At 59.3% G+C, this 21,527-nt stretch carries 22 protein-coding genes; 15 read left to right on the top strand and 7 right to left on the bottom strand.

The window, feature by feature from the left end:
* Nucleotides 1–43: 43 nt before the first annotated feature.
* Complete coding sequence (locus ACP3TA_RS19815) at nt 44–622, bottom strand: hydrolase (RefSeq protein ID WP_033643355.1); 579 nt, start codon at nt 620–622, stop codon at nt 44–46.
* A 215-nt stretch (nt 623–837) separates the two neighbouring features.
* Between ACP3TA_RS19815 and ACP3TA_RS19810 the strand changes: the two genes are divergently transcribed.
* The 7 genes from ACP3TA_RS19810 (at nt 838) to ruvB (ending at nt 6,463) form a co-directional block, all read left to right on the top strand.
* On the top strand, nt 838–1,068 hold the full coding sequence (locus tag ACP3TA_RS19810) for an FmdB family zinc ribbon protein (RefSeq protein ID WP_320204121.1): 231 nt from the start codon (nt 838–840) through the stop codon (nt 1,066–1,068).
* Nucleotides 1,069–1,142: 74 nt separating this feature from the next.
* Nucleotides 1,143–2,927 carry an aspartate--tRNA ligase gene (gene aspS / locus ACP3TA_RS19805; RefSeq protein WP_197665062.1) on the top strand — a complete coding sequence of 595 codons (1,785 nt, stop codon included), beginning with the start codon at nt 1,143–1,145 and terminating at the stop codon, nt 2,925–2,927.
* A complete protein-coding gene (gene nudB / locus ACP3TA_RS19800) occupies nt 2,927–3,373 on the top strand; it encodes a dihydroneopterin triphosphate diphosphatase (protein WP_004932373.1) in 447 nt (148 codons plus the stop codon). The genes aspS and nudB overlap by 1 nt, the downstream gene beginning before the upstream one ends.
* 19 nt (nt 3,374–3,392) lie before the next feature.
* Nucleotides 3,393–4,136 carry a YebC/PmpR family DNA-binding transcriptional regulator gene (locus tag ACP3TA_RS19795; protein ID WP_004932370.1) on the top strand — a complete coding sequence of 248 codons (744 nt, stop codon included), beginning with the start codon at nt 3,393–3,395 and terminating at the stop codon, nt 4,134–4,136.
* Nucleotides 4,137–4,193: 57 nt separating this feature from the next.
* Complete coding sequence (gene ruvC, locus ACP3TA_RS19790; protein ID WP_004932367.1) at nt 4,194–4,715, top strand: crossover junction endodeoxyribonuclease RuvC; 522 nt, start codon at nt 4,194–4,196, stop codon at nt 4,713–4,715.
* 112 nt (nt 4,716–4,827) lie between these two features.
* Nucleotides 4,828–5,439 (top strand): Holliday junction branch migration protein RuvA, encoded by a 612-nt coding sequence (gene ruvA, locus ACP3TA_RS19785; protein WP_033643353.1) that lies wholly within the window; start codon nt 4,828–4,830, stop codon nt 5,437–5,439.
* Nucleotides 5,440–5,458: 19 nt separating this feature from the next.
* The gene (gene ruvB, locus ACP3TA_RS19780; RefSeq protein WP_033643352.1) at nt 5,459–6,463 is read left to right on the top strand and encodes a Holliday junction branch migration DNA helicase RuvB; all 1,005 of its coding nucleotides are present in this window, start codon (nt 5,459–5,461) and stop codon (nt 6,461–6,463) included.
* Between the two features lie 61 nt (nt 6,464–6,524).
* Here the strand turns inward: ruvB and znuB are convergent, their stop codons facing one another.
* Together znuB and znuC are read right to left on the bottom strand one after the other, a co-directional pair.
* Entirely contained in the window at nt 6,525–7,310 is a 786-nt protein-coding gene (znuB, locus tag ACP3TA_RS19775; RefSeq protein WP_033643351.1) for a zinc ABC transporter permease subunit ZnuB, read from the bottom strand.
* Nucleotides 7,307–8,065 (bottom strand): zinc ABC transporter ATP-binding protein ZnuC, encoded by a 759-nt coding sequence (gene znuC, locus ACP3TA_RS19770; RefSeq protein WP_004932357.1) that lies wholly within the window; start codon nt 8,063–8,065, stop codon nt 7,307–7,309. Before znuC ends, znuB begins: the two co-directional genes overlap by 4 nt.
* 78 nt (nt 8,066–8,143) lie before the next feature.
* On the opposite strand from znuC, the gene znuA reads away from it, so the two are divergent.
* The 3 genes from znuA to lpxM all read left to right on the top strand — a co-directional run bounded on the left by znuA (nt 8,144) and on the right by lpxM (nt 11,550).
* The gene (gene znuA / locus ACP3TA_RS19765) at nt 8,144–9,088 is read left to right on the top strand and encodes a zinc ABC transporter substrate-binding protein ZnuA (RefSeq protein WP_033644289.1); all 945 of its coding nucleotides are present in this window, start codon (nt 8,144–8,146) and stop codon (nt 9,086–9,088) included.
* A 20-nt stretch (nt 9,089–9,108) separates the two neighbouring features.
* Nucleotides 9,109–10,431 carry a murein DD-endopeptidase MepM gene (mepM, locus tag ACP3TA_RS19760; RefSeq protein WP_033643350.1) on the top strand — a complete coding sequence of 441 codons (1,323 nt, stop codon included), beginning with the start codon at nt 9,109–9,111 and terminating at the stop codon, nt 10,429–10,431.
* Between the two features lie 150 nt (nt 10,432–10,581).
* Nucleotides 10,582–11,550 (top strand): lauroyl-Kdo(2)-lipid IV(A) myristoyltransferase, encoded by a 969-nt coding sequence (lpxM, locus tag ACP3TA_RS19755; RefSeq protein ID WP_042785718.1) that lies wholly within the window; start codon nt 10,582–10,584, stop codon nt 11,548–11,550.
* Between the two features lie 49 nt (nt 11,551–11,599).
* Here lpxM and ACP3TA_RS19750 read toward each other — a convergent pair whose 3' ends face one another.
* From ACP3TA_RS19750 to ACP3TA_RS19740, 3 genes are all read right to left on the bottom strand, one after another.
* Nucleotides 11,600–12,481 carry a leucine-rich repeat domain-containing protein gene (locus ACP3TA_RS19750; RefSeq protein WP_426784407.1) on the bottom strand — a complete coding sequence of 294 codons (882 nt, stop codon included), beginning with the start codon at nt 12,479–12,481 and terminating at the stop codon, nt 11,600–11,602.
* Nucleotides 12,482–12,565: 84 nt separating this feature from the next.
* Nucleotides 12,566–14,008, bottom strand: coding sequence for a pyruvate kinase (gene pyk / locus ACP3TA_RS19745; protein WP_019452801.1), 1,443 nt, complete (start codon nt 14,006–14,008; stop codon nt 12,566–12,568).
* Between the two features lie 190 nt (nt 14,009–14,198).
* On the bottom strand, nt 14,199–15,071 hold the full coding sequence (locus tag ACP3TA_RS19740; protein WP_033643347.1) for a MurR/RpiR family transcriptional regulator: 873 nt from the start codon (nt 15,069–15,071) through the stop codon (nt 14,199–14,201).
* A 447-nt stretch (nt 15,072–15,518) separates the two neighbouring features.
* On the opposite strand from ACP3TA_RS19740, the gene zwf reads away from it, so the two are divergent.
* From zwf to mdtI, 4 genes are all read left to right on the top strand, one after another.
* Nucleotides 15,519–16,994: a glucose-6-phosphate dehydrogenase gene (zwf, locus tag ACP3TA_RS19735; protein WP_033643346.1), complete on the top strand. Its 1,476-nt coding sequence runs from the start codon at nt 15,519–15,521 to the stop codon at nt 16,992–16,994.
* Between the two features lie 154 nt (nt 16,995–17,148).
* Entirely contained in the window at nt 17,149–17,790 is a 642-nt protein-coding gene (locus ACP3TA_RS19730; RefSeq protein WP_089197700.1) for a bifunctional 4-hydroxy-2-oxoglutarate aldolase/2-dehydro-3-deoxy-phosphogluconate aldolase, read from the top strand.
* Between the two features lie 552 nt (nt 17,791–18,342).
* On the top strand, nt 18,343–18,711 hold the full coding sequence (gene mdtJ, locus ACP3TA_RS19725) for a multidrug/spermidine efflux SMR transporter subunit MdtJ (RefSeq protein ID WP_004932327.1): 369 nt from the start codon (nt 18,343–18,345) through the stop codon (nt 18,709–18,711).
* Entirely contained in the window at nt 18,698–19,027 is a 330-nt protein-coding gene (gene mdtI / locus ACP3TA_RS19720) for a multidrug/spermidine efflux SMR transporter subunit MdtI (RefSeq protein ID WP_016927446.1), read from the top strand. Before mdtJ ends, mdtI begins: the two co-directional genes overlap by 14 nt.
* Nucleotides 19,028–19,088: 61 nt before the next feature.
* Here the strand turns inward: mdtI and ACP3TA_RS19715 are convergent, their stop codons facing one another.
* Nucleotides 19,089–19,433, bottom strand: coding sequence for a RidA family protein (locus tag ACP3TA_RS19715; protein ID WP_004932322.1), 345 nt, complete (start codon nt 19,431–19,433; stop codon nt 19,089–19,091).
* 133 nt (nt 19,434–19,566) lie between these two features.
* Here ACP3TA_RS19715 and ACP3TA_RS19710 point away from each other — a divergent pair, with 133 nt between their 5' ends.
* A complete protein-coding gene (locus ACP3TA_RS19710; RefSeq protein WP_004932318.1) occupies nt 19,567–21,483 on the top strand; it encodes an ATP-dependent DNA helicase in 1,917 nt (638 codons plus the stop codon).
* Nucleotides 21,484–21,527: the final 44 nt, after the last annotated feature.

Raw genomic sequence — 21,527 nt, 5'->3', positions numbered from 1 at the left:
TCTTCCTTTACTTGTGCTTGGCTTATCAGGCTAAAACTTAACGTTACCGGTCGAGCGCGGCAAGAATTTCGCCGGTGTCGCGCACCCGCGCTAAACGCGGGAAGATGTGTTCGAACGCGAAACGGTGCATTTCCGCGTTCTGCGCGCTGCAGACGTCTTCGGCGATCACCAGCTCATAGCCGTGTTCCCAGGCGGCGCGGGCGGTGGATTCCACGCCGATATTGGTGGATATGCCGCCCAAGACTACGGATTTGATGCCGCGACGGCGCAGCTGCAAGTCCAGATCGGTGCCGTAGAAGGCGCCCCATTGGCGCTTGGTGATCAGAATATCGCTGTCGCAGACCGCCAGCGGCGCGGGGAACTCCCACCAGGTGGCCGGCAAACCGCCGGCGGGCGCGGGAGCCGGCTTGTCCACCGGTTGTTTCAGCGCCTCGGCGAAGGAGTCTGACCAACCGACGCGCACCAACAGCACCGGCGCGCCCAGCATGCGAAAACGCGCGGCCAGCAGGGCGGCGTTCGCCACCACCTGGTCGGCGCCGTGCGGGCCGCCGGCGTAGGGCAGAATGCCGTTTTGCAAATCGATCAGCACCAGAGCGGTGGTTTGGGCGTCAAGTTTCAGCATGGATTTCATCTCGTTGCGAAGTGGATAAAAACTGTTCGGCGCGTCGGGCGAGCTGCGTTCGGCGCAAAACCGGGGGAGAATCAGGCTACGTGAAAAAACTGTCGCAGGTTAATGGGAAATTTGTTAACCGATGTGTTGATTCGAACAAAAACGCGCCATTTAGTGCAGTAACAATGCTGTGTTCGCACTTATCGGGCGGATGAATTTCCTTTATAATGACTCCCTTTTTTCAACACTCTTTAATCCAACGACCTATGCCGATTTATGAATATGCATGTGGTGCTTGCAACCATCGGTTAGAGAAATTGCAAAAATTTTCCGATGCGCCGCTGGCAGACTGCCCGGCGTGTGGGCAGCCCGCGTTGACCAAGTTGATTTCATCTTCCGGTTTCCAGCTTAAGGGCACCGGCTGGTATGCGACGGATTTTAAACCGGGTAACAAGTAGAATTTATCAGATAACAGCCGCGCGACAGGGGCGCAGTAGCCCGGCGCGGCATCGGCTGTGTAAAAGGATAGCGTATGCGTACTGAATATTGCGGGCAGTTGAATCTGTCCCACGTGGGCCAGGAAGTCACTCTGTGTGGTTGGGTCAATCGTCGTCGCGATCTCGGCGGCCTGATCTTTATTGATATGCGCGACCGCGAAGGCATCGTGCAGGTGTTCTTCGATCCGGACCAGAAAGTCGCGTTCGACAAGGCCTACGACCTGCGCAACGAGTTCTGCATCCAGATCGTCGGCACCGTGCGTGCGCGTCCGGACAGTCAGGTCAATAAAGATATGGCCACCGGCGAAGTGGAAGTGTTCGCCCACGCGCTCGAGATCATCAACCGCTCCGAGCCGCTGCCGCTGGACTCCAACCAGGTCAACAGCGAAGAAGCGCGCCTGAAATACCGCTACCTGGATCTGCGCCGCCCGGAAATGGCCGAGCGTCTGAAGACCCGCGCCAAAATCACCAGCTTCGTGCGCCGTTTCATGGACAGCCATGGCTTCCTCGACATCGAAACGCCGATGTTGACCAAGGCGACGCCGGAAGGCGCCCGCGATTACCTGGTGCCGAGCCGCGTGCACAAGGGCAAATTCTACGCGCTGCCGCAGTCTCCGCAGCTGTTTAAACAGCTGCTGATGATGTCCGGCTTCGATCGTTACTATCAGATCGTCAAATGCTTCCGTGACGAAGACCTGCGTGCGGACCGTCAGCCTGAATTTACCCAGATCGACGTCGAAACCTCCTTCATGACCGCCGACCAGGTGCGTGAAGTGATGGAGAAACTGGCGCGTGAACTGTGGCTGGACGTGAAGGGCGTGGATCTGGGCGATTTCCCGGTCATGACCTTCGCCGAAGCGATGCGTCGCTTTGGTTCCGATAAGCCGGACCTGCGTAACCCGCTGGAGCTGGTGGACGTGGCAGACCTGGTCAAGGACGTCGAGTTCAAAGTGTTCTCCGGCCCGGCCAACGACGCCAAAGGCCGCGTGGCGGCGATCCGCGTACCGGGCGGCGCACAGCTGACCCGCAAGCAGATCGACGAGTACGGCGCTTTCGTCAACATCTACGGCGCGAAAGGCCTGGCCTGGCTGAAGGTCAACGACCGCGCCGCCGGCATGGAAGGCGTGCAGAGCCCGATCGCCAAATTCCTCAGCGCGGAAGTGCTGGAAGCTGTCCTGGCGCTTACCGACGCGCAGACCGGCGACATCCTGTTCTTCGGCGCAGACAGCTTCAAGATTGTCACCGATGCGATGGGCGCGCTGCGCCTGAAGCTGGGGCGCGATCTGGGGCTGACCCAACTCGACAGCTGGGCGCCGCTGTGGGTGGTCGACTTCCCGATGTTCGAAGAAGACGAAGAGGGCGGCCTGGCGGCGATGCACCACCCGTTCACCTCGCCGCGCGACATGAGCCCGGAAGAGCTGGCCGCAGCGCCGGTCAACGCTATCGCCAACGCTTATGACATGGTCATCAACGGTTACGAAGTGGGCGGCGGTTCGGTGCGTATTCACCGCAGCGAAATGCAGCAGACGGTATTCAGCATTCTGGGCATCGACGAACACGAACAGCGCGAGAAGTTCGGCTTCCTGCTGGACGCGCTGAAGTACGGCACGCCGCCGCACGCCGGCCTGGCCTTCGGCCTGGACCGTCTGGTGATGCTGCTGACCGGCACCGACAATATCCGCGACGTGATCGCCTTCCCGAAAACCACCGCGGCGGCCTGTCTGATGACCGACGCCCCGAGCTTCGCCAACCCGGCGTCGCTGCAGGAGCTGGCGATCAGCGTGGTAAAGAAAGCCGGTGCGGAACAAGAGAGCGAGTGATGAGTTATAAGCGCCCTGAATCTATCCTGGTAGTGATTTACGCGAAATCCAGTGGTCGGGTGCTGATGTTACAGCGGCGCGACGATACCGAGTTCTGGCAGTCGGTCACCGGCAGTCTGGAGCAGGATGAGTCGCCGCCGCATGCCGCGCGGCGTGAAGTCATGGAAGAAGTCGGCATCGATATCGAAGCAGAGCACCTGCCGTTGTTCGATTGCCAACGCTGCGTGGAGTTTGAACTCTTTGTCCATTTGCGACATCGCTATGCGCCGGGAACCACGCGCAATAAAGAGCACTGGTTCTGTCTGGCGTTGCCCGAGGAGCGCGATCCGGTGATTACCGAGCATCACGCTTACCAATGGCTTGAGGCGGCCGAGGCCGTGAAGTTGACCAAGTCGTGGAGCAATCAGCAGGCGATTGAAGAGTTCGTGATCAATTCAGTCCAGTAGTTTTTTTCGGAGATTTTTTATGGCAGGTCATAGTAAGTGGGCCAACACAAAGCACCGTAAAGCGGCGCAGGACGCCAAGCGCGGTAAAATTTTCACCAAGATTATTCGTGAGCTGGTCACTGCCGCGAAGCTGGGCGGCGGCGATCCGGATTCCAACCCGCGTCTGCGCGCGGCGATGGACAAGGCGCTGTCGAACAACATGACGCGCGACACCATGAACCGGGCGATCGCGCGTGGCGTGGGCGGCGATGATGATACCAACATGGAAACCATCATCTACGAAGGCTACGGCCCTGGCGGCACCGCCGTCATGATCGAATGCCTGAGTGACAACCGTAACCGCACCGTGGCGGAAGTGCGTCACGCCTTCACCAAATGCGGCGGCAACCTGGGTACCGACGGTTCCGTTGCCTACCTGTTCACCAAGAAGGGCGTAATCACTTACGCACCGGGCCTGGATGAAGACAGCGTGATGGAAGCGGCGCTGGAAGCCGGTGCGGAAGACATCGTGACCTATGACGATGGCGCCATCGACGTGTTCACCGCCTGGGAAAGCCTGGGCGCGGTGAAAGATGCGCTGACCGCGGCGGGCTTCGAAGCCGAAGCGGCGGAAGTGTCGATGATCCCATCGACCAAGGCCGACATGGACGCGGAAACGGCGCCTAAGCTGCTGCGCCTGATCGATATGCTGGAAGACTGCGACGACGTGCAGGAAGTTTACCATAACGGTGAGATCTCCGACGAAGTGGCGGCGACGCTGTAATCCGGTAAAACGGGCGCCGCCATCAGGCGGCGCCGTGCATGCAAGGTGGATGTAGATATGGCGATCATACTCGGTATCGATCCCGGCTCACGCGTCACCGGCTATGGCCTTATCCGCCAGCAGGGGCGCCAGTTGAGCTATATCGCCAGCGGCTGCATCCGCACGGTGGTGGACGACATGCCGACGCGGCTGAAGCTGATTTACGCCGGCGTCAGCGAGATCATCACCCAGTTTCAGCCCGACTTCTTCGCCATCGAACAGGTGTTTATGGCCAAGAACCCGGATTCGGCGCTCAAGCTCGGCCAGGCGCGCGGCGTCGCGATCGTCGCGGCGGTGAATCAGAATCTGGAAGTGTTCGAGTATGCGGCGCGGCAGGTCAAACAAACCGTGGTCGGCACCGGCGCAGCCGAAAAGGCGCAGGTGCAGCACATGGTGCGCTCGCTGCTCAAACTCTCGGCCAACCCGCAGGCGGACGCCGCCGATGCCCTGGCCATCGCCATCACCCACTGCCACCTCAGCCAGAACGTGCTGCGGATGAGCGAAGGGCGGCTTAACCTGGCGCGCGGGCGTTTGCGCTGACGCGAAGCGATGATTGCTCAGGCTGGATATTCATCCAGCCTTTTTTATGTTATAAGCTTTACCAGCAACGGCATGGCAGGGCGCCATGCCCGGTCATTCTGCAGGAGGGTAAATGATAGGTCGTCTCAGAGGAAATATTCTGGAAAAGCAGCCGCCGCTGGTGTTATTGGAGGCGAACGGCGTGGGCTATGAAGTGCACATGCCGATGACCTGCTTTTACGAGCTGCCGGAACTGGGGCAAGAGGCCATCGTGTTTACCCACTTCGTGGTGCGCGAAGACGCGCAGCTGCTGTACGGTTTCAACGATAAGCAAGAGCGCGCGCTGTTCCGCGAGCTGATCAAGGTCAACGGCGTCGGGCCGAAACTGGCGCTCGCGATCCTGTCCGGCATGTCCGCGCAGCAGTTCGTCAGCGCGGTGGAACGTGAAGAGATCACCGCGCTGGTCAAGCTGCCGGGCGTGGGCAAGAAAACCGCCGAACGCCTGGTGGTAGAAATGAAAGACCGCTTCAAAGGGCTCAACGGCGATCTGTTCAACAGCAGCGAGATCAGCTTGCCGTCCGCCGCTGAGAAAGCGCCTGAGGCGGATGCGGAGGCCGAAGCGGTCTCGGCATTGGTGGCGCTGGGCTATAAGCCGCAGGAAGCCAGCCGCATGGTCAGCAAAATTGCCAAACCGGGTGCCGACTGCGAGACCCTGATCCGCGACGCGTTGCGCGCTGCTTTGTAAGGCCGCTAAGAGGTAGATAATGATTGAAGCCGATCGCCTGATCTCCGCCGAACCGCTCAACGAGGAAGAAGTCCTCGATCGCGCCATTCGTCCTAAGCTGTTGACCGAATATGTGGGCCAGCCGCACGTACGCGAGCAGATGGAGATTTTCATCCAGGCGGCTAAGCAGCGCGGCGACGCGCTCGACCACTTGCTGATCTTCGGTCCGCCGGGGCTGGGGAAAACCACCCTGGCCAACATCGTGGCCAACGAAATGGGCGTGAATTTGCGTACCACTTCCGGCCCGGTGCTGGAGAAGGCGGGCGATCTGGCGGCGATGCTGACCAACCTTGAACCGCATGACGTGTTGTTCATCGATGAAATTCACCGCCTGTCACCGGTGGTGGAAGAGGTGCTGTATCCGGCGATGGAAGACTATCAGCTGGATATCATGATCGGCGAAGGGCCGGCGGCGCGTTCGATTAAGCTCGATCTGCCGCCGTTTACCTTGGTGGGTGCAACCACCCGCGCCGGTTCGCTGACCTCACCGCTGCGCGATCGTTTCGGCATTGTCCAGCGGCTGGAGTTTTATCAGGTGGCGGATCTGCAGCACATCGTCTCACGCAGCGCCGGCTGCCTGGGGCTGGAGCTGTCCGACGAGGGCGCCCATGAGGTAGCCCGCCGCGCGCGCGGCACGCCGCGTATCGCCAACCGTCTGTTGCGCCGGGTGCGCGACTTCGCCGAAGTGCGCGCCAACGGCGTGATCAGCGGCGCGGTGGCGGCGCAGGCGCTCGATATGCTTAACGTCGATGCCGAAGGCTTCGACTATATGGATCGCAAACTGCTGTTGGCGATTATCGACAAGTTTACCGGTGGCCCGGTCGGGTTGGATAACCTGGCGGCGGCGATCGGCGAGGAGCGTGAGACCATCGAAGACGTGATCGAACCGTTCCTGATCCAGCAGGGCTTTATCCAGCGCACGCCGCGCGGCCGTCTGGCGACGCAGCACGCCTACCGGCATTTCGGCCTCGAACGCGAAGCGTAAGTTTTTAATCCGCCAATAAGAAAGGGCCGCAGATGCGGCCCTTGTCATATCCCGGTTTTAATCAAGCCTGCTGTTTTTTAAACAGGCTCAGCGTGAACAGCACGGCGGCGCAGAGCACCACCGAAGGGCCGGCAGGCGTATCGTAAAACGCCGAGAAGGTCAGGCCACCGGTAACCGCCACCATCCCGAGCAGCACCGCGATGCCCGCCATCTGCTCCGGCGTGCGCGCGAAGCGGCGAGCGGTGGCCGCCGGGATGATCAGCAGCGAGGTGATGATCAGCGCGCCGACGAATTTCATCGCCAGACCGATGGTCAAGGCGGTGACCAGCATCAGCACGGTGCGCGCCCGCGCCAGATTGACGCCGTCGACGTGCGCCAGCTCAGGGCTGATGGTCATCGACAGCAGATCGCGCCATTGCCACCACAACACCAATAGCACCACGGCGACGCCGCCGGCGATCATCACGATGTCGCTCAGCGTGACCGACAGCAGATCGCCGAACAGATAGGCCATCAGATCGACCCGCACGTTGGACATCAGCGCCACCACCACCAGCCCCAGCGACAGCGCGCTGTGGGCCAGAATGCCGAGCAGCGTATCCACCGAGAGCTGCGGGCGGCGCTCCAGCCACACCAGGGCCAGGGCCAGCAGCAGCGTAATGGCGATCACCGCATAGAAAGGATTGATGTCCAGCAGCAGACCGAAGGCGACGCCGAGCAGCGAGGCGTGCGCCAGGGTATCGCCGAAGTAGGACATGCGGCGCCAGACCACAAAGGAGCCCAGCGGCCCGGCGGCGCCGGCCAACAACACCCCGGCCAGCCAGCCGGGAAGTAACAATTCGATCATGCTTCGCGGCTCCCGGTCTTCTTCAAGACAATTCTTCCCTGCAGGTCGTGACGGTGGTTGTGATGGTGGCGATACACCGCCAGCTGCTCTGCGCCGCGGTTGCCGAACATGGCGATGAATTCGGGATGCATCGACACCACCTCCGGCGCGCCGGAGCAGCAGATGTGCTGATTGAGGCACAACACCTCGTCGGTTTTCGCCATCACCAGATGCAGATCGTGCGAGACCATCAGCACGGCGCACCCCAGCTCCTTGCGCAGTTGATCGATCAGATCGTACAGCGCCAGTTGGCCATTGACGTCCACCCCTTGCGTGGGTTCGTCCAGCACCAGCAGCTGCGGTTTATTCAGCAGCGCTCGCGCCAGCAGCACGCGCTGGTTTTCGCCGCCGGAGAGCTTTTGCATGGGCTGGTCGAGCAGGTGGGCGGCGTGCACGCGTTTGAGCGCCGGCAGAATGTCGGCTTTCTTTACGCCCGGTTTCAGGCGCATAAAGCGGCTGACGGTCAATGGCAGGGTAGCGTCGAGGTGCAGCTTTTGCGGCACGTAGCCGATGCGCAGATCGGGCTCACGCTCCAGCGTGCCGGCGGTCGGTTTTACCAATCCCAGCACTACGCGCACCAGCGTGGATTTACCCGCGCCGTTCGGGCCCAGCAGGGTAAGAATGCGGCCAGGCTGCAGGCTGAGGGAAATATTCGACAGCACCTTGCGGCTGCCGAAGGCGACGGAGATATTTTTTAGCGTTATCAGTGTAGACATCTCGAGATTACAGGTTGCAGAACGAAGCGAATGTTATAATATCACGCCTTGTTGATGAAAACGATGGGATTACTGATGATGGCACAGAAAAATAAATGGCTGCAGCGCACGCTGCTGGCCAGCGCACTCGTGATGGCCGGCCCGCTGAGCAGCGCTTCCGCGGCGGTGGTGACGACGATTCGTCCGCTGGGCTTTATCGCTTCGGCTATCGCCGACGGCGTGACGCCGACCGAGGTGCTGCTGCCGGATGGCGCTTCGCCGCACGACTTCGCGCTGCGGCCTTCCGATATTCAGCGTTTGCGTTCTGCCGACCTGGTGCTGTGGGTCGGACCGGACATGGAAGCGTTCCTGACCAAGGCGCTGGTGCCTATCTCGGCAACCCGCAAGCTCGCCATCAGCGAACTGCCCGCGGTGAAGCCGCTGCTGATGAAAGGCGAAGATGACGACGATCATGATCATGCAGGCGAGGCGCATAACCATGCTGATGACGATCATGGGCATCATCACGGCGAGTACAATATGCACGTTTGGCTGTCGCCGGAGGTGGCAAAAGTGACCGCGATCGCGATTCACGACAGATTGTTGGAACTTATGCCGCAAAATAAGGACAAATTAGACGCAAACCTGCGCCAGTTCGAGAATCTGCTGACGCAAACTGACAAAAATGTTGGTAACATGCTTACGCCTGTGCAAGGTAAGGGTTATTTTGTTTTTCATGATGCTTACGGCTACTTTGAGAAACACTACGGTTTGAGTCCGCTGGGCCATTTTACCGTCAATCCCGAAATTCAGCCTGGAGCACAGCGCCTACACCAAATTCGAACACAGTTGGTTGAGCAGAAAGCGGTATGCGTTTTTGCTGAGCCACAATTCAGGCCGGCCGTAATCAATGCCGTCGCCAAGGGTACCACTGTGCGTTCCGGAACGCTGGACCCGCTGGGCATCGGCATCGCGCTGGGGAAGGACAGCTACGGGAAATTCCTGACACAGTTGTCAAGCCAGTACGTGAGCTGCCTGAAGTAAGCTTATGAGGATAATATCGAGTGCAGCAGATAGTCCGAACTATCGCTCTGGCGTATAACAACCTGCCACGGCCCCACCGCGTCATGCTGGGGTCGCTGACAGTCGTCACATTGGCCGTCGCTGTTTGGCGGCCTTTTGTTTACCACCCAGAACACAATCCCATCGCCAAGAGCGTCGAGTTAGAATCCAGCCAGTTGCGGTCATTGCTCCCCGAAGCCAGTGAACCGATAGATGCCGACCAACCCACCCCCGATGACGAAATCCCGCAGGATGAGCTGGACCAGAAGGATGCCGGCGATGATGGCGTGCATGAATATGTGGTTTCCACCGGCGATACCCTCGGCAGCATTCTGACGCAGTACGGCATCGATATGTCGGATGTCACGCTGCTGGCTTCGCAAAACCGCGATCTGCGCAACCTGAAGATCGGCCAACAGCTGTCGTGGACCGTGAACGAAGCGGGCGATCTGCAGCAGTTGACCTGGGAAGTTTCTCGTCGAGAAACCCGCACCTACGATCGCGTCGGCAACAGCTTCAAAGAGTCGAAAGAGGCGCAGCAGGGCGAATGGCGCAACAACGTGATCAGCGGCCGCGTTAACGGCAGCTTCGTCAGCAGCGCCGGCGACGCCGGGTTGAGCCGTAACGAAATCAATGCGGTGATCAAGGCGCTGCAATGGCAGCTCGATTTCCGCAAACTGCGCAAGGGCGACCAGTTCTCCGTGCTGATGTCGCGCGAACATTTCGACGGCAAGAAATCACAAAGCCAACTGTTGGGCGTGCGTCTGCGCACGGGCGGCAAAGATTACTACGCGATCCGCGCCGAGGACGGCAAGTTCTACGATCGCCAGGGCTCTGGCCTGGCGCGCGGCTTCATGCGTTTCCCGACCATGAAACAGTTCCGCATCTCCTCCAACTTCAACCCGCGCCGGGTGAACCCGGTGACCGGCCGCGTGGCGCCGCACAAAGGCGTCGATTTTGCCATGCCGGTCGGCACGCCGGTGCTGGCGGTCGGCGACGGCGAGGTGGTGATCGCCAAGCGCAGCGGCGCAGCGGGCAACTATGTGGCGATCCGCCACGGCCGCCAATACACCACGCGCTACATGCACCTGAAAAAGCTGCTGGTGAAACCGGGCCAGAAGGTGAAGCGTGGCGATCGCATAGCGCTCTCCGGCAACACCGGCCGTTCCACCGGGCCGCACCTGCACTTTGAACTGTGGACCGGTCAACAGGCGGTGAACCCGCTGACGGCCAAGCTGCCGCGTTCCGAAGGCCTGAGCGGCAAAGACCGCAGCGATTATCTGGCGCAGGTGAAGGAAGTGGTTCCTCAGCTGCAACTGGATTAACGTCCCCCTTATTCCGGCGCTCCGGCGCCGTTAATTTCATCGGCCTGATTGCGGGCCGATGCTGTTTTATCTGGGCGGTTCGCGGTTGTTAATTGCAAAATTGGTGATGGCAATTATGATTAGCCGAATTGCTAAGCGAAGAGCATGTGCATGCAAAACGAGAAGAAATCGAACGTAGAGTTCATCCCGCAGTTTCAAAAAGCCTTTTTATACCCGCGCTACTGGGGCGTGTGGCTGGGAACCGGCCTGATGGCCGGCGTTTCTCTGGTGCCTGCGCGCCTGCGCGATCCGGTGCTGGGGGCGATCGGCACACTGGCCGGCAAGCTGGCGAAAGGGGCGCGTCGTCGTGCCCGCATCAACCTGCTGTATTGCTTGCCGGAACTGCCGGAAAGCGAGCGTGAGCACATTATCGACCAGATGTTCGCCTGTGCGCCGCAGTCGATGGTGCTGATGGCGGAACTGGCCTGCACCAAACCGGAAAAAGTGCTCAAGCGCGTGCGTTGGCACGGTGAAGAGGTGTTGGACAAGATCCGCGCGGAAGGGCGCAACGTGATTTTCCTGGTGCCACATGGCTGGGCGGTGGATGTGCCGGCGATGTTGATGGCCGCGCGCGGTCAACCGATGGCGGCGATGTTCCACAATCAGCGCAATCAGCTGATCGACTACCTGTGGAATGCCGTGCGTCGTAAATTCGGCGGCCGCATGCACGCACGCAATGACGGCATCAAACCGTTTATCAGTTCGGTTCGCCAGGGATATTGGGGTTACTATCTGCCCGATCAGGACCACGGCGCTGAGCACAGTGAGTTTGTCGACTTCTTCGCCACCTATAAGGCGACGTTGCCGGCGGTCGGGCGGTTGATGAAAGTGTGTCGTGCGGCGATCGTGCCGTTGTTCCCGGTGTACGACGGCAAAACCAGCATGCTGGATATTTATATTCGCGAGCCGATGGACGATCTGGCCGAAGCGGACGATCCGCGCATTGCCCGCCGCATGAACGAAGAGGTGGAGAATCTGGTGGGCCCGAACCCTGAGCAGTACACCTGGATCCTCAAACTGTTGAAGACGCGCAAGGAAGGGGAGATTGAACCCTACTCGCGCGACGATCTGTATCGTTAATCCTATCTACCGCTAACGCCGGTCGGGCCACACCCTGGCCGGCGTCACTTCAGATGTGCACCATACAGCCGCGCGCCCGCAGGATCTCAATGACGTTGGGCGTGTGGGTGAAATCATTCCAGCGCAGATCCAGCTTGCGCAGCCGGCTCAGTTCACCGAGGCTTTTCGGCAGATCGCTCAGGCGGTTGGCACGCAGATCCAGACTTCTCAGCGCCGTGAGCTCACCGATATTTTCCGGCAGGCGCGTCAGCTGATTAAAACGCAGGTTCAGCTCGCTCAATCGCGGCAGGCGGCAGAAGGCTGCCGGCAGTTCGGTGATGGCATTGTTGGCCGCATCGAGTATTTCAAGCTCGCCGAGCAGAGTCATTTCCGCCGGCAGCGTGGTCAGGGCATTTCTCATGATATGCAACTCGCGCAGCGCGCGTAGTTGCCCGATTTCGCCGGGCAGGCTGCGGATGCGATTGTTGTATAAACGCAGCTCCTGCAACGCCGCCAGCCTCGGTATTGCCTGCGGCAAGGCGGTCAGCTGGTTATCGGTCGCGTTGAGATAGATGAGCTGCTGCAGTTGCGCCAGCGCACGCGGCAGGTCGCTAAAGCCGTTATCGCTCAGGTAGAGGTATTTCAGCCGGTGCAGCTGCCCCAACGTTTCAGGCAGTTCGCTCGCGCGGTTGTGACCAAAATCGAACATCTCGAGCTGTTGCAACTGACCAATATCCGGCGGCAGACGGTCGAGCTGATTGCAAGAGATGTTCAGCACCCGCAGATTCTGGTGCCGGAATAGGGGAGTAGGGAAGGCCGTCAGCTGATTGTTGTACAGGCTGACCTTGCGCAGCGCGTGGCCAGCAAACAGCGATTCGTCGAGCTGCGTCAGGCCGCGTCCATCGAGCTCGAGTTCATCATAGGTCGAGGCGGGATTGTGCTGGTGGAGCATGGCGTTCTCCGTCGTAATGGCAGTGTCAGAGCAAAAAAAATGCCGGCCTAGGTGAGCCGGCCGGCATTTCGTCTGCGGCGTGAATTACTCGACGCGCAGGATACGGCTGGTATTGGTGGTGCCGACGGTTTCCATCACGTCGCCCTGGGTGACGATCACCAGATCGCCGGAGACCAGGAAGCCTTTGTCGCGCAGGCGATTGACGGCTTCGTTGGCGGCGATGACGCCGTCTTTATGGCTGTCGAAATACACCGGCGTCACGCCGCGATACAGCGCGGTCAGGTTAAGCGTGTGCTCATGCCGCGACATGGCGAAGATCGGCAGGCCGGAGCTGATGCGTGACATCATCAGCGCGGTGCGGCCGGACTCGGTCATGGCGATCAGCGCGGTGACGCCTTTCAGGTGGTTGGCCGCATACATCGAAGACATGGCGATCGCCTCTTCGATATTGTCGAACTGCACGTCCAGACGGTGTTTGGAAACGTTGATGCTCGGGATCTTCTCGGCGCCCAGACAAACGCGCGCCATCGCCGCCACGGTTTCCGCCGGGTATTGGCCGGCAGCGGTTTCCGCCGACAGCATGACGGCGTCGGTGCCGTCCAGCACGGCGTTGGCCACGTCCATGACTTCGGCGCGGGTCGGCATCGGGTTGGTGATCATCGACTCCATCATCTGAGTCGCGGTGATCACCGCGCGGTTCAGAGTACGGGCGCGGCGGATCAGTTTCTTCTGGATCCCGACCAGTTCCGGATCGCCGATTTCGACGCCCAGATCGCCACGGGCGACCATCACCACGTCGGAGGCCAGAATGATGTCGTCCATCGCTTCGTCGCTGCAGACCGCTTCGGCGCGCTCGACCTTGGACACGATCTTGGCGTTGCAGCCTGCGTCGCGCGCCAGGCGGCGAGCATAGTTCAGATCTTCACCGGTGCGCGGGAAGGAGACCGCCAGGTAGTCGACGCCGATCTTGGCGGCGGTGACGATGTCCGCCTTGTCTTTTTCGGTCAGCGCTTCGGCCGACAGGCCGCCGCCGAGTTTGTTGATGCCCTTGTTATTGGACAACGGGCCGCCAACGGTGACTTCGGTAAATACTTTCATGCCCTGAACTTCGAGCACTTTCAGCTGAACGCGGCCGTCGTCGAGCAGCAAGACGTCGCCCGGCACGACGTCGGCAGGCAGGCCTTTATAGTCGATACCGACTTTTTCTTTATCGCCTTCGCCTTTTGACAGGTTGGCGTCCAGCAGGAATTTATCGCCCACGTTGAGGAAGATTTTGCCTTCCTTGAAGGTGGAAACGCGGATTTTCGGCCCTTGCAGATCGCCGAGGATAGCGACGTGACGTCCCAGTTTGGCAGCGATTTCGCGAACTTTGTCTGCGCGAGCCTGGTGATCTTCCGGGCTGCCGTGGGAGAAGTTAAGCCGAACTACGTTGGCGCCGGCGGCAATGATCTTTTCCAGATTATTGTCGCGGTCTGTAGCCGGACCCAGGGTGGTAACGATTTTGGTTCTTCTGAGCCGTCTGGACATGTATTACTCCGTTGACTGGTGAAGCAAATATTGGTGTTGCGATAACGTCGGATAACGAAACCAGGCGTGAAATGTAATTTTACAACACTGATATTTCACCCGGGTTACCCGCATGAGCGTATTAACAGGGTACAGCCTCTGATGTCGCCATTCAAATGTCTGTTGAACGGCGACTTTTTTCTTCGTCGGGTTACGAGTCAAAACTGTTGGGAATGACTACGCCTTTATCAAAGCGCGATTCTTTGAGCGCTTCTTTGACCCGCTTCAAGTTATCTCTGAATTTAGCCCCTCTGCGCAAGGTAAATCCGGTGGCGAGCACGTCAATGAGCGTTAATTGCGCGATCCGCGACACCATCGGCATGTAAACGTCGGTGTCTTCAGGCACGTCGAGCAGCAACGCGAGGGTCGCCGCCTGGGCGAGCGGGGTATCGCGCGAGGTGATAGCCAGTACCGTGGCGTCGTTTTCTCGCGCCAGGTGGGCCATTTCCACCAGGTTCTTGGTGCGGCCGGTGTGAGAGATCAACACCACCACGTCGCCCTCGCCGGAGTTCATGCAGCTCATGCGCTGCATGACGATGTCATCGAAGTAGACCACCGGAATATTGAAGCGGAAAAATTTGTTCATCGCGTCGTGGGCCACGGCGGCGGAGGCGCCCAGACCGAAGAAAGAGATCTTTTTTGCCTGGGTGAGCAGGTCAACCGCACGATTGATTGCGGCAATATCCAAATTTGCCTTTACTGTATCCAGGCTGGCCATCACCGATTCGAAGATCTTGCTGGTGTAGGAATCGACGCTGTCATCTTCCTCGACGTTGCGGTTTACGTAGGGCGTGCCGTTAGCCAGACTTTGGGCGAGATGCAGTTTGAAGTCGGGAAAGCCTTTGGTATCAAGGCGACGGCAAAAACGGTTGACGGTGGGTTCGCTGACGTCGGCCATGCGCGCCAGCGTGGCGATGCTGGAGTGAATGGCGGTCTGCGGGGAGGCCAGGATCACCTCGGCGACTTTCCTTTCAGATTTGCTCAGGAGCTCCAGATGGCTCTGGATTTTGTCCAGCGTATTCATATAACGAGAGTCACTCATGGTTTTATCCCTGTGGCTTTCAAGCAACAGCGCCGAATTTCGCCCGTGTTCGCCGTGCAAGCAGACGCCAAACGAGCGGCTGTAACCTGAAATCGATAGGGTATGTCGATTGCAAACAAAGGAGAAATCAATGCCGGTTTAGTGAAAATATACTACGTGCTGGTAACCGTTGGCAGTCTCGACAGGGCGTATGCAGGCTTTTTTCACCAGAATATGACCTGTGTCTAACTTTCATAATGGTAACAGAGCGTCAAAAAAGACGAAAAATTACAGTTTTGCCCGCCTGTGAGGGCGCCGGCGCGCAGTGGCGCTACCACTGAGATCTTAACGTCTTTTTTCTGCTTCTGCGCCGGGTTTGCTGGCCGTAGTCAAACAGAGTACATTAGTAATGTAAGAAAATTACAAATATCCTGCAACGAGGAGATGAACATGGCGGTAACCTCTACAGCCCAGGCGTGTGACCTGGTTATTTTCGGCGCGAAAGGTGATTTGGCGCGCCGTAAGCTGCTGCCTTCCCTGTACCAGTTAGAGAAAGCCGGACACATCCACCCGGATACGCGGATCATCGGCGTCGGCCGCGCGGAGTGGGATAAAAAAGCCTATACCGAAGTGGTCAAGGAAGCGCTTGGCACCTTCATGAAGGAAAAGCTGGATGACGAACTCTGGGCCACGCTGAGCGCGCGCCTGGACTTCTGCAATCTGGACGTCAACGACAGCAAGAACTTTACCAAACTCGGTAAAATGCTGGACCAGAAGCACCGCACCACCATCAACTACTTCGCCATGCCGCCAAGCACCTTCGGCGCCATCTGCAAAGGGTTGGGCGAAGCCAAGCTGAACCATGAGCCGGCGCGCGTGGTGATGGAGAAACCGTTGGGCACCGATCTGGCGTCCTCCCGCGTGATCAACGATCAGGTGGCGGAGTTCTTCAACGAGTCCCAGGTCTACCGCATCGACCACTACCTCGGCAAAGAGACGGTGTTGAACCTGTTGGCGCTGCGTTTCGCCAACTCGCTGTTCGCGTCCAACTGGGACAACCGCACCATCGATTCGGTGCAGATCACCGTGGCGGAAGAGGTGGGCATCGAAGGGCGCTGGGGCTACTTCGATCAGGCCGGCCAGATGCGCGACATGATCCAGAACCACCTGCTGCAGATCCTGACCATGATCGCCATGTCGCCGCCGGCGGATCTGACCACCGACCGCATCCGCGACGAGAAGGTGAAGGTGCTGCGTTCGCTGCGCCGCATCGATCAGACCAATGTACGGGAAACCACCGTGCGCGGTCAGTACACCGCCGGTTTCGTTCAGGGCAAGAAAGTGCCGGGGTATCTGGAAGAAGAAGGGGCGAACAAGAGCAGCAGCACCGAGACCTTCGTTTCCATCCGCGTGGACATCGACAACTGGCAATGGGCCGGGGTGCCGTTCTATCTGCGTACCGGTAAACGTCTGCCGACCAAATGCTCGGAAGTGGTGGTGTACTTCAAGAATCCGCCGCTTAACCTGTTCAGCGACTCTTATCAGCAGCTGCCGCAAAACAAGCTGACCATTCGTTTGCAACCGGACGAAGGCATCGAAATTCAGGTATTGAACAAGGTGCCGGGGCTGGATCACAAGCACCGCCTGCAGACTACCAAGCTGGATCTGAGTTTCTCGGAAACCTTCAACCAGGAGCACGTGGCGGACGCCTACGAGCGCCTGCTGCTGGAGACCATGCGCGGCATTCAGGCGCTGTTCGTGCGCCGTGACGAAGTGGAAGAGGCCTGGAAGTGGGTCGACTCCATCATGGACGCGTGGAAAGCCGACAACGAAGCGCCTAAGCCTTATCAGGCGGGCACCTGGGGGCCGGTGGCCTCGGTGGCGATGATCACCCGCGACGGCCGTTCCTGGAACGAGTTCGAGTAATGCGCAATGCCGGCAGCCCGTCTGCCGGCTTTTTTTTGCCTGCGATCTGCGCGTGGGCCACATCACTTACGGTACGGCCGGACGTTCGCGCGTTTGCGCGGAGCCCTGTGGCAGGGGCGTGCCATTGTTAACCGCGAGTAATGGAGAAAGAATGATGAAAAACTGGAAAACCAGCGCTGAACAGATCCTGACGGCGGGGCCGGTGGTGCCTGTTATCGTGATCAACACGCTGGAACAGGCGGTGCCGCTGGCGAAAGCATTGGTTGCCGGCGGCGTGCGGGTACTGGAGGTGACGCTGCGCACCGCCTGTGCGCTGGAGGCTATTCGCGCTATCGCCAAAGAGGTGCCGGAGGCGATCATCGGCGCCGGTACGGTGATCAATCCACAGCAGCTGCGGGAGGTGACCGAGGCCGGGGCGCAGTTCGCCATCAGCCCGGGGCTGACCGACGCTTTGCTGCAGGCGGCGACGGCGGGGTCAATCCCGTTGATCCCGGGCATCAGCACCGTATCTGAACTGATGCTGGGCATGGATTACGGCCTGCGCGAATTCAAATTCTTCCCGGCGGAAGCCAACGGCGGCGTGAAGGCGCTGCAGGCGATCGGCGGCCCGTTCCCGCAGGTGCGCTTTTGCCCGACCGGCGGCATTACGCCGAACAATTACCGCGATTATCTGGCGCTAAAAAGCGTGCTGTGCATCGGCGGCTCCTGGCTGGCGCCGGCCGATGCGCTCGAAAGCGGCGACTACGCGCGCATCACTGAACTGGCGCGCAGCGCCGTCAGCGGCGCCGCGTTGTAACCCGCGCCAGGCCTGGGGTTGGCGCTTATTTGCTCACCCGCGGATCTCGCAAGGCTCAACGCTCCGTTGGGCCTTTTTTAATTTTTATCGCGATTAACTTTCTTATTTTTAACCCGTTTTTTTCTGCTTTTTTATGAAAACGGCAGTTTGCTTTCTTATTTTGGCTATGGTAAAAATATCTCAGTTGAAAATTTTACTTTTATGAGGATATTGGGCAAATCGCACGGTGTGCGGCTGATAATAGAGAACTATTATGATGACTATTAACGGAACTACCCTCAGAACCTCTACGTGCCAACTCTTCCTGTCTGCGATCCTTGCCAGTGAGCATCACTGGTGCAGCGAGCTATAGCGTCTTTCTCCCTTAACCGGTGCTGGTAGCGGGCTTACGCCTTCGCTCTACCGTTCAGCCGGACAAACATTCTTTTTGCGTTTGGGTCAGTTTATCCCCAGGGATCTCTGCGTCTTGCGCGCCGTACTGCGGCCGTTCGACGAGATAAATCGGGATAAATATGCCTTGGCGCGCGTTATTCGCCGTTTGGGAGAAAAATTATGATTTATTGGATCTTTTTAGGTTTGGCCATCATGACCGAAATCATCGGCACCTTGTCGATGAAATACGCCAGCGTCAATGGCGGCATGATCGGGCATATCGTGATGTACGTGATGATCACCGCGTCTTATGTGTTGCTGTCAGTAGCGGTAAAACGCGTGGCGTTGGGCGTAGCTTATGCGCTGTGGGAAGGTATCGGCATTCTGTTCATTACCCTGTTCAGCGTGCTGTGGTTCGACGAGCCCATTTCGGCGCTGAAGGTACTGGGTCTGGCTACGCTGATCGCCGGTATCATGCTGGTGAAATCCGGTACCCGCAAAGAGCGAAAACAGGTCAGCCCGCGAGGTGACAACCATGCAACAGTTTGAGTTGTACCACATTGGGTTCCTGGGATTGGCCATCGTGCTGGAAATCATCGCCAACATCTTCCTGAAGATGTCGGACGGTTTCCGTAAAATTTGGCTGGGATTGCTGTCGCTGCTGTCGGTGCTCGGTGCGTTCAGCGCCCTGGCGCAGGCGGTGAAGGGCATCGATCTGTCAATCGCTTACGCGTTGTGGGGCGGTTTCGGCATCGCCGCCACCATCGCCGCAGGCTGGATCATGTTCGGCCAGCGGTTGAACGCCAAAGGCTGGATTGGCCTGGCGCTGCTGTTGACGGGGATGGTGATCCTCAAACTGTCCTGATAGCGGGCAATAAAAAACCGCAGGCGTTGCCGTCTGCGGTTTTTTTTCGTCTGCGCGAGGCTTACAGCGCGGCGATGATTTTGATTTCCACCTTGTACTTCGGATTCATCAGCTGAGCCTGCACGGTGCAGCGCACCGGCGCGCTGCCGGCGACAACCCAGGCGTCCCAGGCGGCGTTCATCGCGGCGAAGTCGGCGGTATTGGCCAGGAAGATGGTGGCATCCAGAATACGGCTTTTGTCCGACCCTACACGTTCCAGCAGCACGTCGATGGCGGCAAGGGCGTTGGCGGTCTGCGCGGTCGCGTCATCGTCCAGATTCTCAGGCACGCTGGTGTAGTAAACGGTCTCGTTGTGCACCACGGCTTCGGACCAGCGCTGATCGGGATCAATTCTTTCGATATTCATTTGCTTATCTCCATATCATAGTCCCGCTAAGGGTAGCACAGCCGGTGATGAAAAAGCGCGGCGATAAAGTGGGTGGTAGCCGGGCGGCAGGCTTGGCATAATCACCGCTGAATGACACCGGCAGAGAGACAGCGTGACAGACGATTTTGCAACAGACGGCGCATTGGCGCAGGCTATCAAGGGATTCAAACCGCGTGAGCCGCAGCGGCAGATGGCGCAAGCCGTTACCGAAGCGATCAATTTCAAGCAGGAACTGGTGGTGGAAGCCGGCACCGGCACCGGCAAAACCTTCGCTTATCTGGCGCCGGCGCTGCGTGCCGATCGCAAAGTGATCATCTCCACCGGTTCGAAAGCGCTGCAGGATCAGCTGTATGCGCGCGATCTGCCCACCGTCGCCAAGGCGCTGAAGTACAAAGGCAAGCTGGCGCTGCTGAAGGGGCGCTCCAACTACCTGTGTCTGGAGCGTCTTGAGCAACAGTCGATGGCCGGCGGGGAGCTGGCGGGGCAGACGTTGATCGATCTGGTGCAACTGCGCAAGTGGTCGTCGCAGACCAAAGAGGGTGATATCAGCACCTGCAGCGAAGTGGCGGAAGACAGCTTCGTCTGGCCATTGGTGACCAGCACCAATGACAACTGTCTCGGCAGCGACTGCCCGCTGTATCAGGATTGCTTCGTGGTCAAAGCGCGCCGCCGCGCGATGGATGCGGATGTGGTGGTGGTGAACCATCACCTGTTCCTGGCGGATATGGTGGTGAAAGAGGGCGGCTTCGCCGAGCTGATCCCGGAAGCCGAGGTGATGATTTTCGATGAGGCGCACCAAATTCCCGACATCGCCAGCCAGTATTTCGGCCAGCAGCTCACCAGCCGCCAACTGCTGGATCTGGCGAAGGACATCACCATCGCCTACCGCACCGAGGTGCGCGATGCCGCCCAACTGCAAAAAAGCGCCGACCGTCTCAGCCTGAGCACGCAAGATTTCCGTCTGAATCTGGGGGAGCCGGGTTTTCGCGGCAACCTGCGGGATGTGCTCGGCGAACCGAACGTGCAGCGCGCTTTGTTGCTGCTCGATGACGCGCTGGAGCTGTGTTATGACGTCATGAAACTGTCGCTGGGGCGTTCGGCGCTGCTGGATGCCGCCTTTGAGCGCGCCACGTTGTATCGCGCGCGTCTCAAACGCCTCAAGGCGGTGACGGAACCGGGCTACAGCTATTGGTATGAGTGCAATTCGCGCCACTTCGTGTTGGCGCTGACGCCGCTGACGGTGGCCGATCGTTTCCGCGAAATGCTGGACGAGAAGCCGGGCAGCTGGATCTTTACCTCGGCGACGCTGTCGGTCAACGATCAGTTGGGTCACTTCACCGAACGGCTGGGGCTGACCAAGGCCAAAACGCTGCTGTTGCCGAGCCCGTTCGACTATGCCAAACAGGCGTTGCTGTGCGTGCCGCGCTTTTTGCCTTCGCCGAATCAGCCCGGCGGGGCGCGCCAGCTGGCGCGCATGCTGCGCCCATTAATCGAAGCCAACAACGGCCGCTGCTTCTTCTTGTGCACGTCGCACCAGATGATGCGCGAGCTGGCGGAAGAGTTCCGTGCCACGATGACGCTGCCGGTCTTATTGCAAGGGGAAACCAGCAAAGGGCAGCTGTTGGCACAGTTCGTCGCCGCCGGTAACGCGCTGTTGGTGGCGACCAGCAGCTTCTGGGAAGGGGTGGACGTGCGTGGCGATGCGCTGTCGTGCGTGATCATCGATAAGCTGCCGTTTACCTCACCGGACGATCCGCTGCTGAAGGCGCGCATTGAAGATTGTCGCCTGCGCGGCGGCGATCCGTTCAATGACGTGCAGTTGCCGGATGCGGTCATCACCCTGAAACAGGGGGTGGGCCGTTTGATCCGCGATACCGACGATCGCGGCGTGCTGGTGATCTGCGATAACCGTCTGGTGATGCGCCCTTATGGCGAGGTGTTCCTCAATAGCCTGCCGCCTACGCCGCGTACCCGCGATCTGAAGCAGGCGATCGCCTTCTTGCAGGCCGCTGATACGTCGGCCACGTGAAAGATGAAGGGCTTACGGGGCTGTGCTACAATGCGCGCCCTGTA

Origin of the sequence: Serratia sp. 2C06, assembly GCF_050037615.1 — a bacterium.
GTDB classification, from domain to species: Bacteria; Pseudomonadota; Gammaproteobacteria; order Enterobacterales; family Enterobacteriaceae; genus Serratia; species Serratia ureilytica.
Note: the sequence above shows the minus strand (reverse complement) of the source record. Positions and strands in the feature narration are given on the sequence as shown.

What these genes read in the sequence shown, in the direction of transcription:
- ACP3TA_RS19815 (WP_033643355.1), bottom strand. Translation starts at nt 622, where the DNA reads ATGCTGAAACTTGACGCCCAAACCACCGCTCTGGTGCTGATCGATTTG.
- ACP3TA_RS19810 (WP_320204121.1), top strand. Translation starts at nt 838, where the DNA reads ATGACTCCCTTTTTTCAACACTCTTTAATCCAACGACCTATGCCGATT.
- aspS (WP_197665062.1), top strand. Translation starts at nt 1,143, where the DNA reads ATGCGTACTGAATATTGCGGGCAGTTGAATCTGTCCCACGTGGGCCAG.
- nudB (WP_004932373.1), top strand. Translation starts at nt 2,927, where the DNA reads ATGAGTTATAAGCGCCCTGAATCTATCCTGGTAGTGATTTACGCGAAA.
- ACP3TA_RS19795 (WP_004932370.1), top strand. Translation starts at nt 3,393, where the DNA reads ATGGCAGGTCATAGTAAGTGGGCCAACACAAAGCACCGTAAAGCGGCG.
- ruvC (WP_004932367.1), top strand. Translation starts at nt 4,194, where the DNA reads ATGGCGATCATACTCGGTATCGATCCCGGCTCACGCGTCACCGGCTAT.
- ruvA (WP_033643353.1), top strand. Translation starts at nt 4,828, where the DNA reads ATGATAGGTCGTCTCAGAGGAAATATTCTGGAAAAGCAGCCGCCGCTG.
- ruvB (WP_033643352.1), top strand. Translation starts at nt 5,459, where the DNA reads ATGATTGAAGCCGATCGCCTGATCTCCGCCGAACCGCTCAACGAGGAA.
- znuB (WP_033643351.1), bottom strand. Translation starts at nt 7,310, where the DNA reads ATGATCGAATTGTTACTTCCCGGCTGGCTGGCCGGGGTGTTGTTGGCC.
- znuC (WP_004932357.1), bottom strand. Translation starts at nt 8,065, where the DNA reads ATGTCTACACTGATAACGCTAAAAAATATCTCCGTCGCCTTCGGCAGC.
- znuA (WP_033644289.1), top strand. Translation starts at nt 8,144, where the DNA reads ATGGCACAGAAAAATAAATGGCTGCAGCGCACGCTGCTGGCCAGCGCA.
- lpxM (WP_042785718.1), top strand. Translation starts at nt 10,582, where the DNA reads ATGCAAAACGAGAAGAAATCGAACGTAGAGTTCATCCCGCAGTTTCAA.
- ACP3TA_RS19750 (WP_426784407.1), bottom strand. Translation starts at nt 12,481, where the DNA reads ATGCTCCACCAGCACAATCCCGCCTCGACCTATGATGAACTCGAGCTC.
- pyk (WP_019452801.1), bottom strand. Translation starts at nt 14,008, where the DNA reads ATGTCCAGACGGCTCAGAAGAACCAAAATCGTTACCACCCTGGGTCCG.
- ACP3TA_RS19740 (WP_033643347.1), bottom strand. Translation starts at nt 15,071, where the DNA reads ATGAATACGCTGGACAAAATCCAGAGCCATCTGGAGCTCCTGAGCAAA.
- zwf (WP_033643346.1), top strand. Translation starts at nt 15,519, where the DNA reads ATGGCGGTAACCTCTACAGCCCAGGCGTGTGACCTGGTTATTTTCGGC.
- ACP3TA_RS19730 (WP_089197700.1), top strand. Translation starts at nt 17,149, where the DNA reads ATGAAAAACTGGAAAACCAGCGCTGAACAGATCCTGACGGCGGGGCCG.
- mdtJ (WP_004932327.1), top strand. Translation starts at nt 18,343, where the DNA reads ATGATTTATTGGATCTTTTTAGGTTTGGCCATCATGACCGAAATCATC.
- mdtI (WP_016927446.1), top strand. Translation starts at nt 18,698, where the DNA reads ATGCAACAGTTTGAGTTGTACCACATTGGGTTCCTGGGATTGGCCATC.
- ACP3TA_RS19715 (WP_004932322.1), bottom strand. Translation starts at nt 19,433, where the DNA reads ATGAATATCGAAAGAATTGATCCCGATCAGCGCTGGTCCGAAGCCGTG.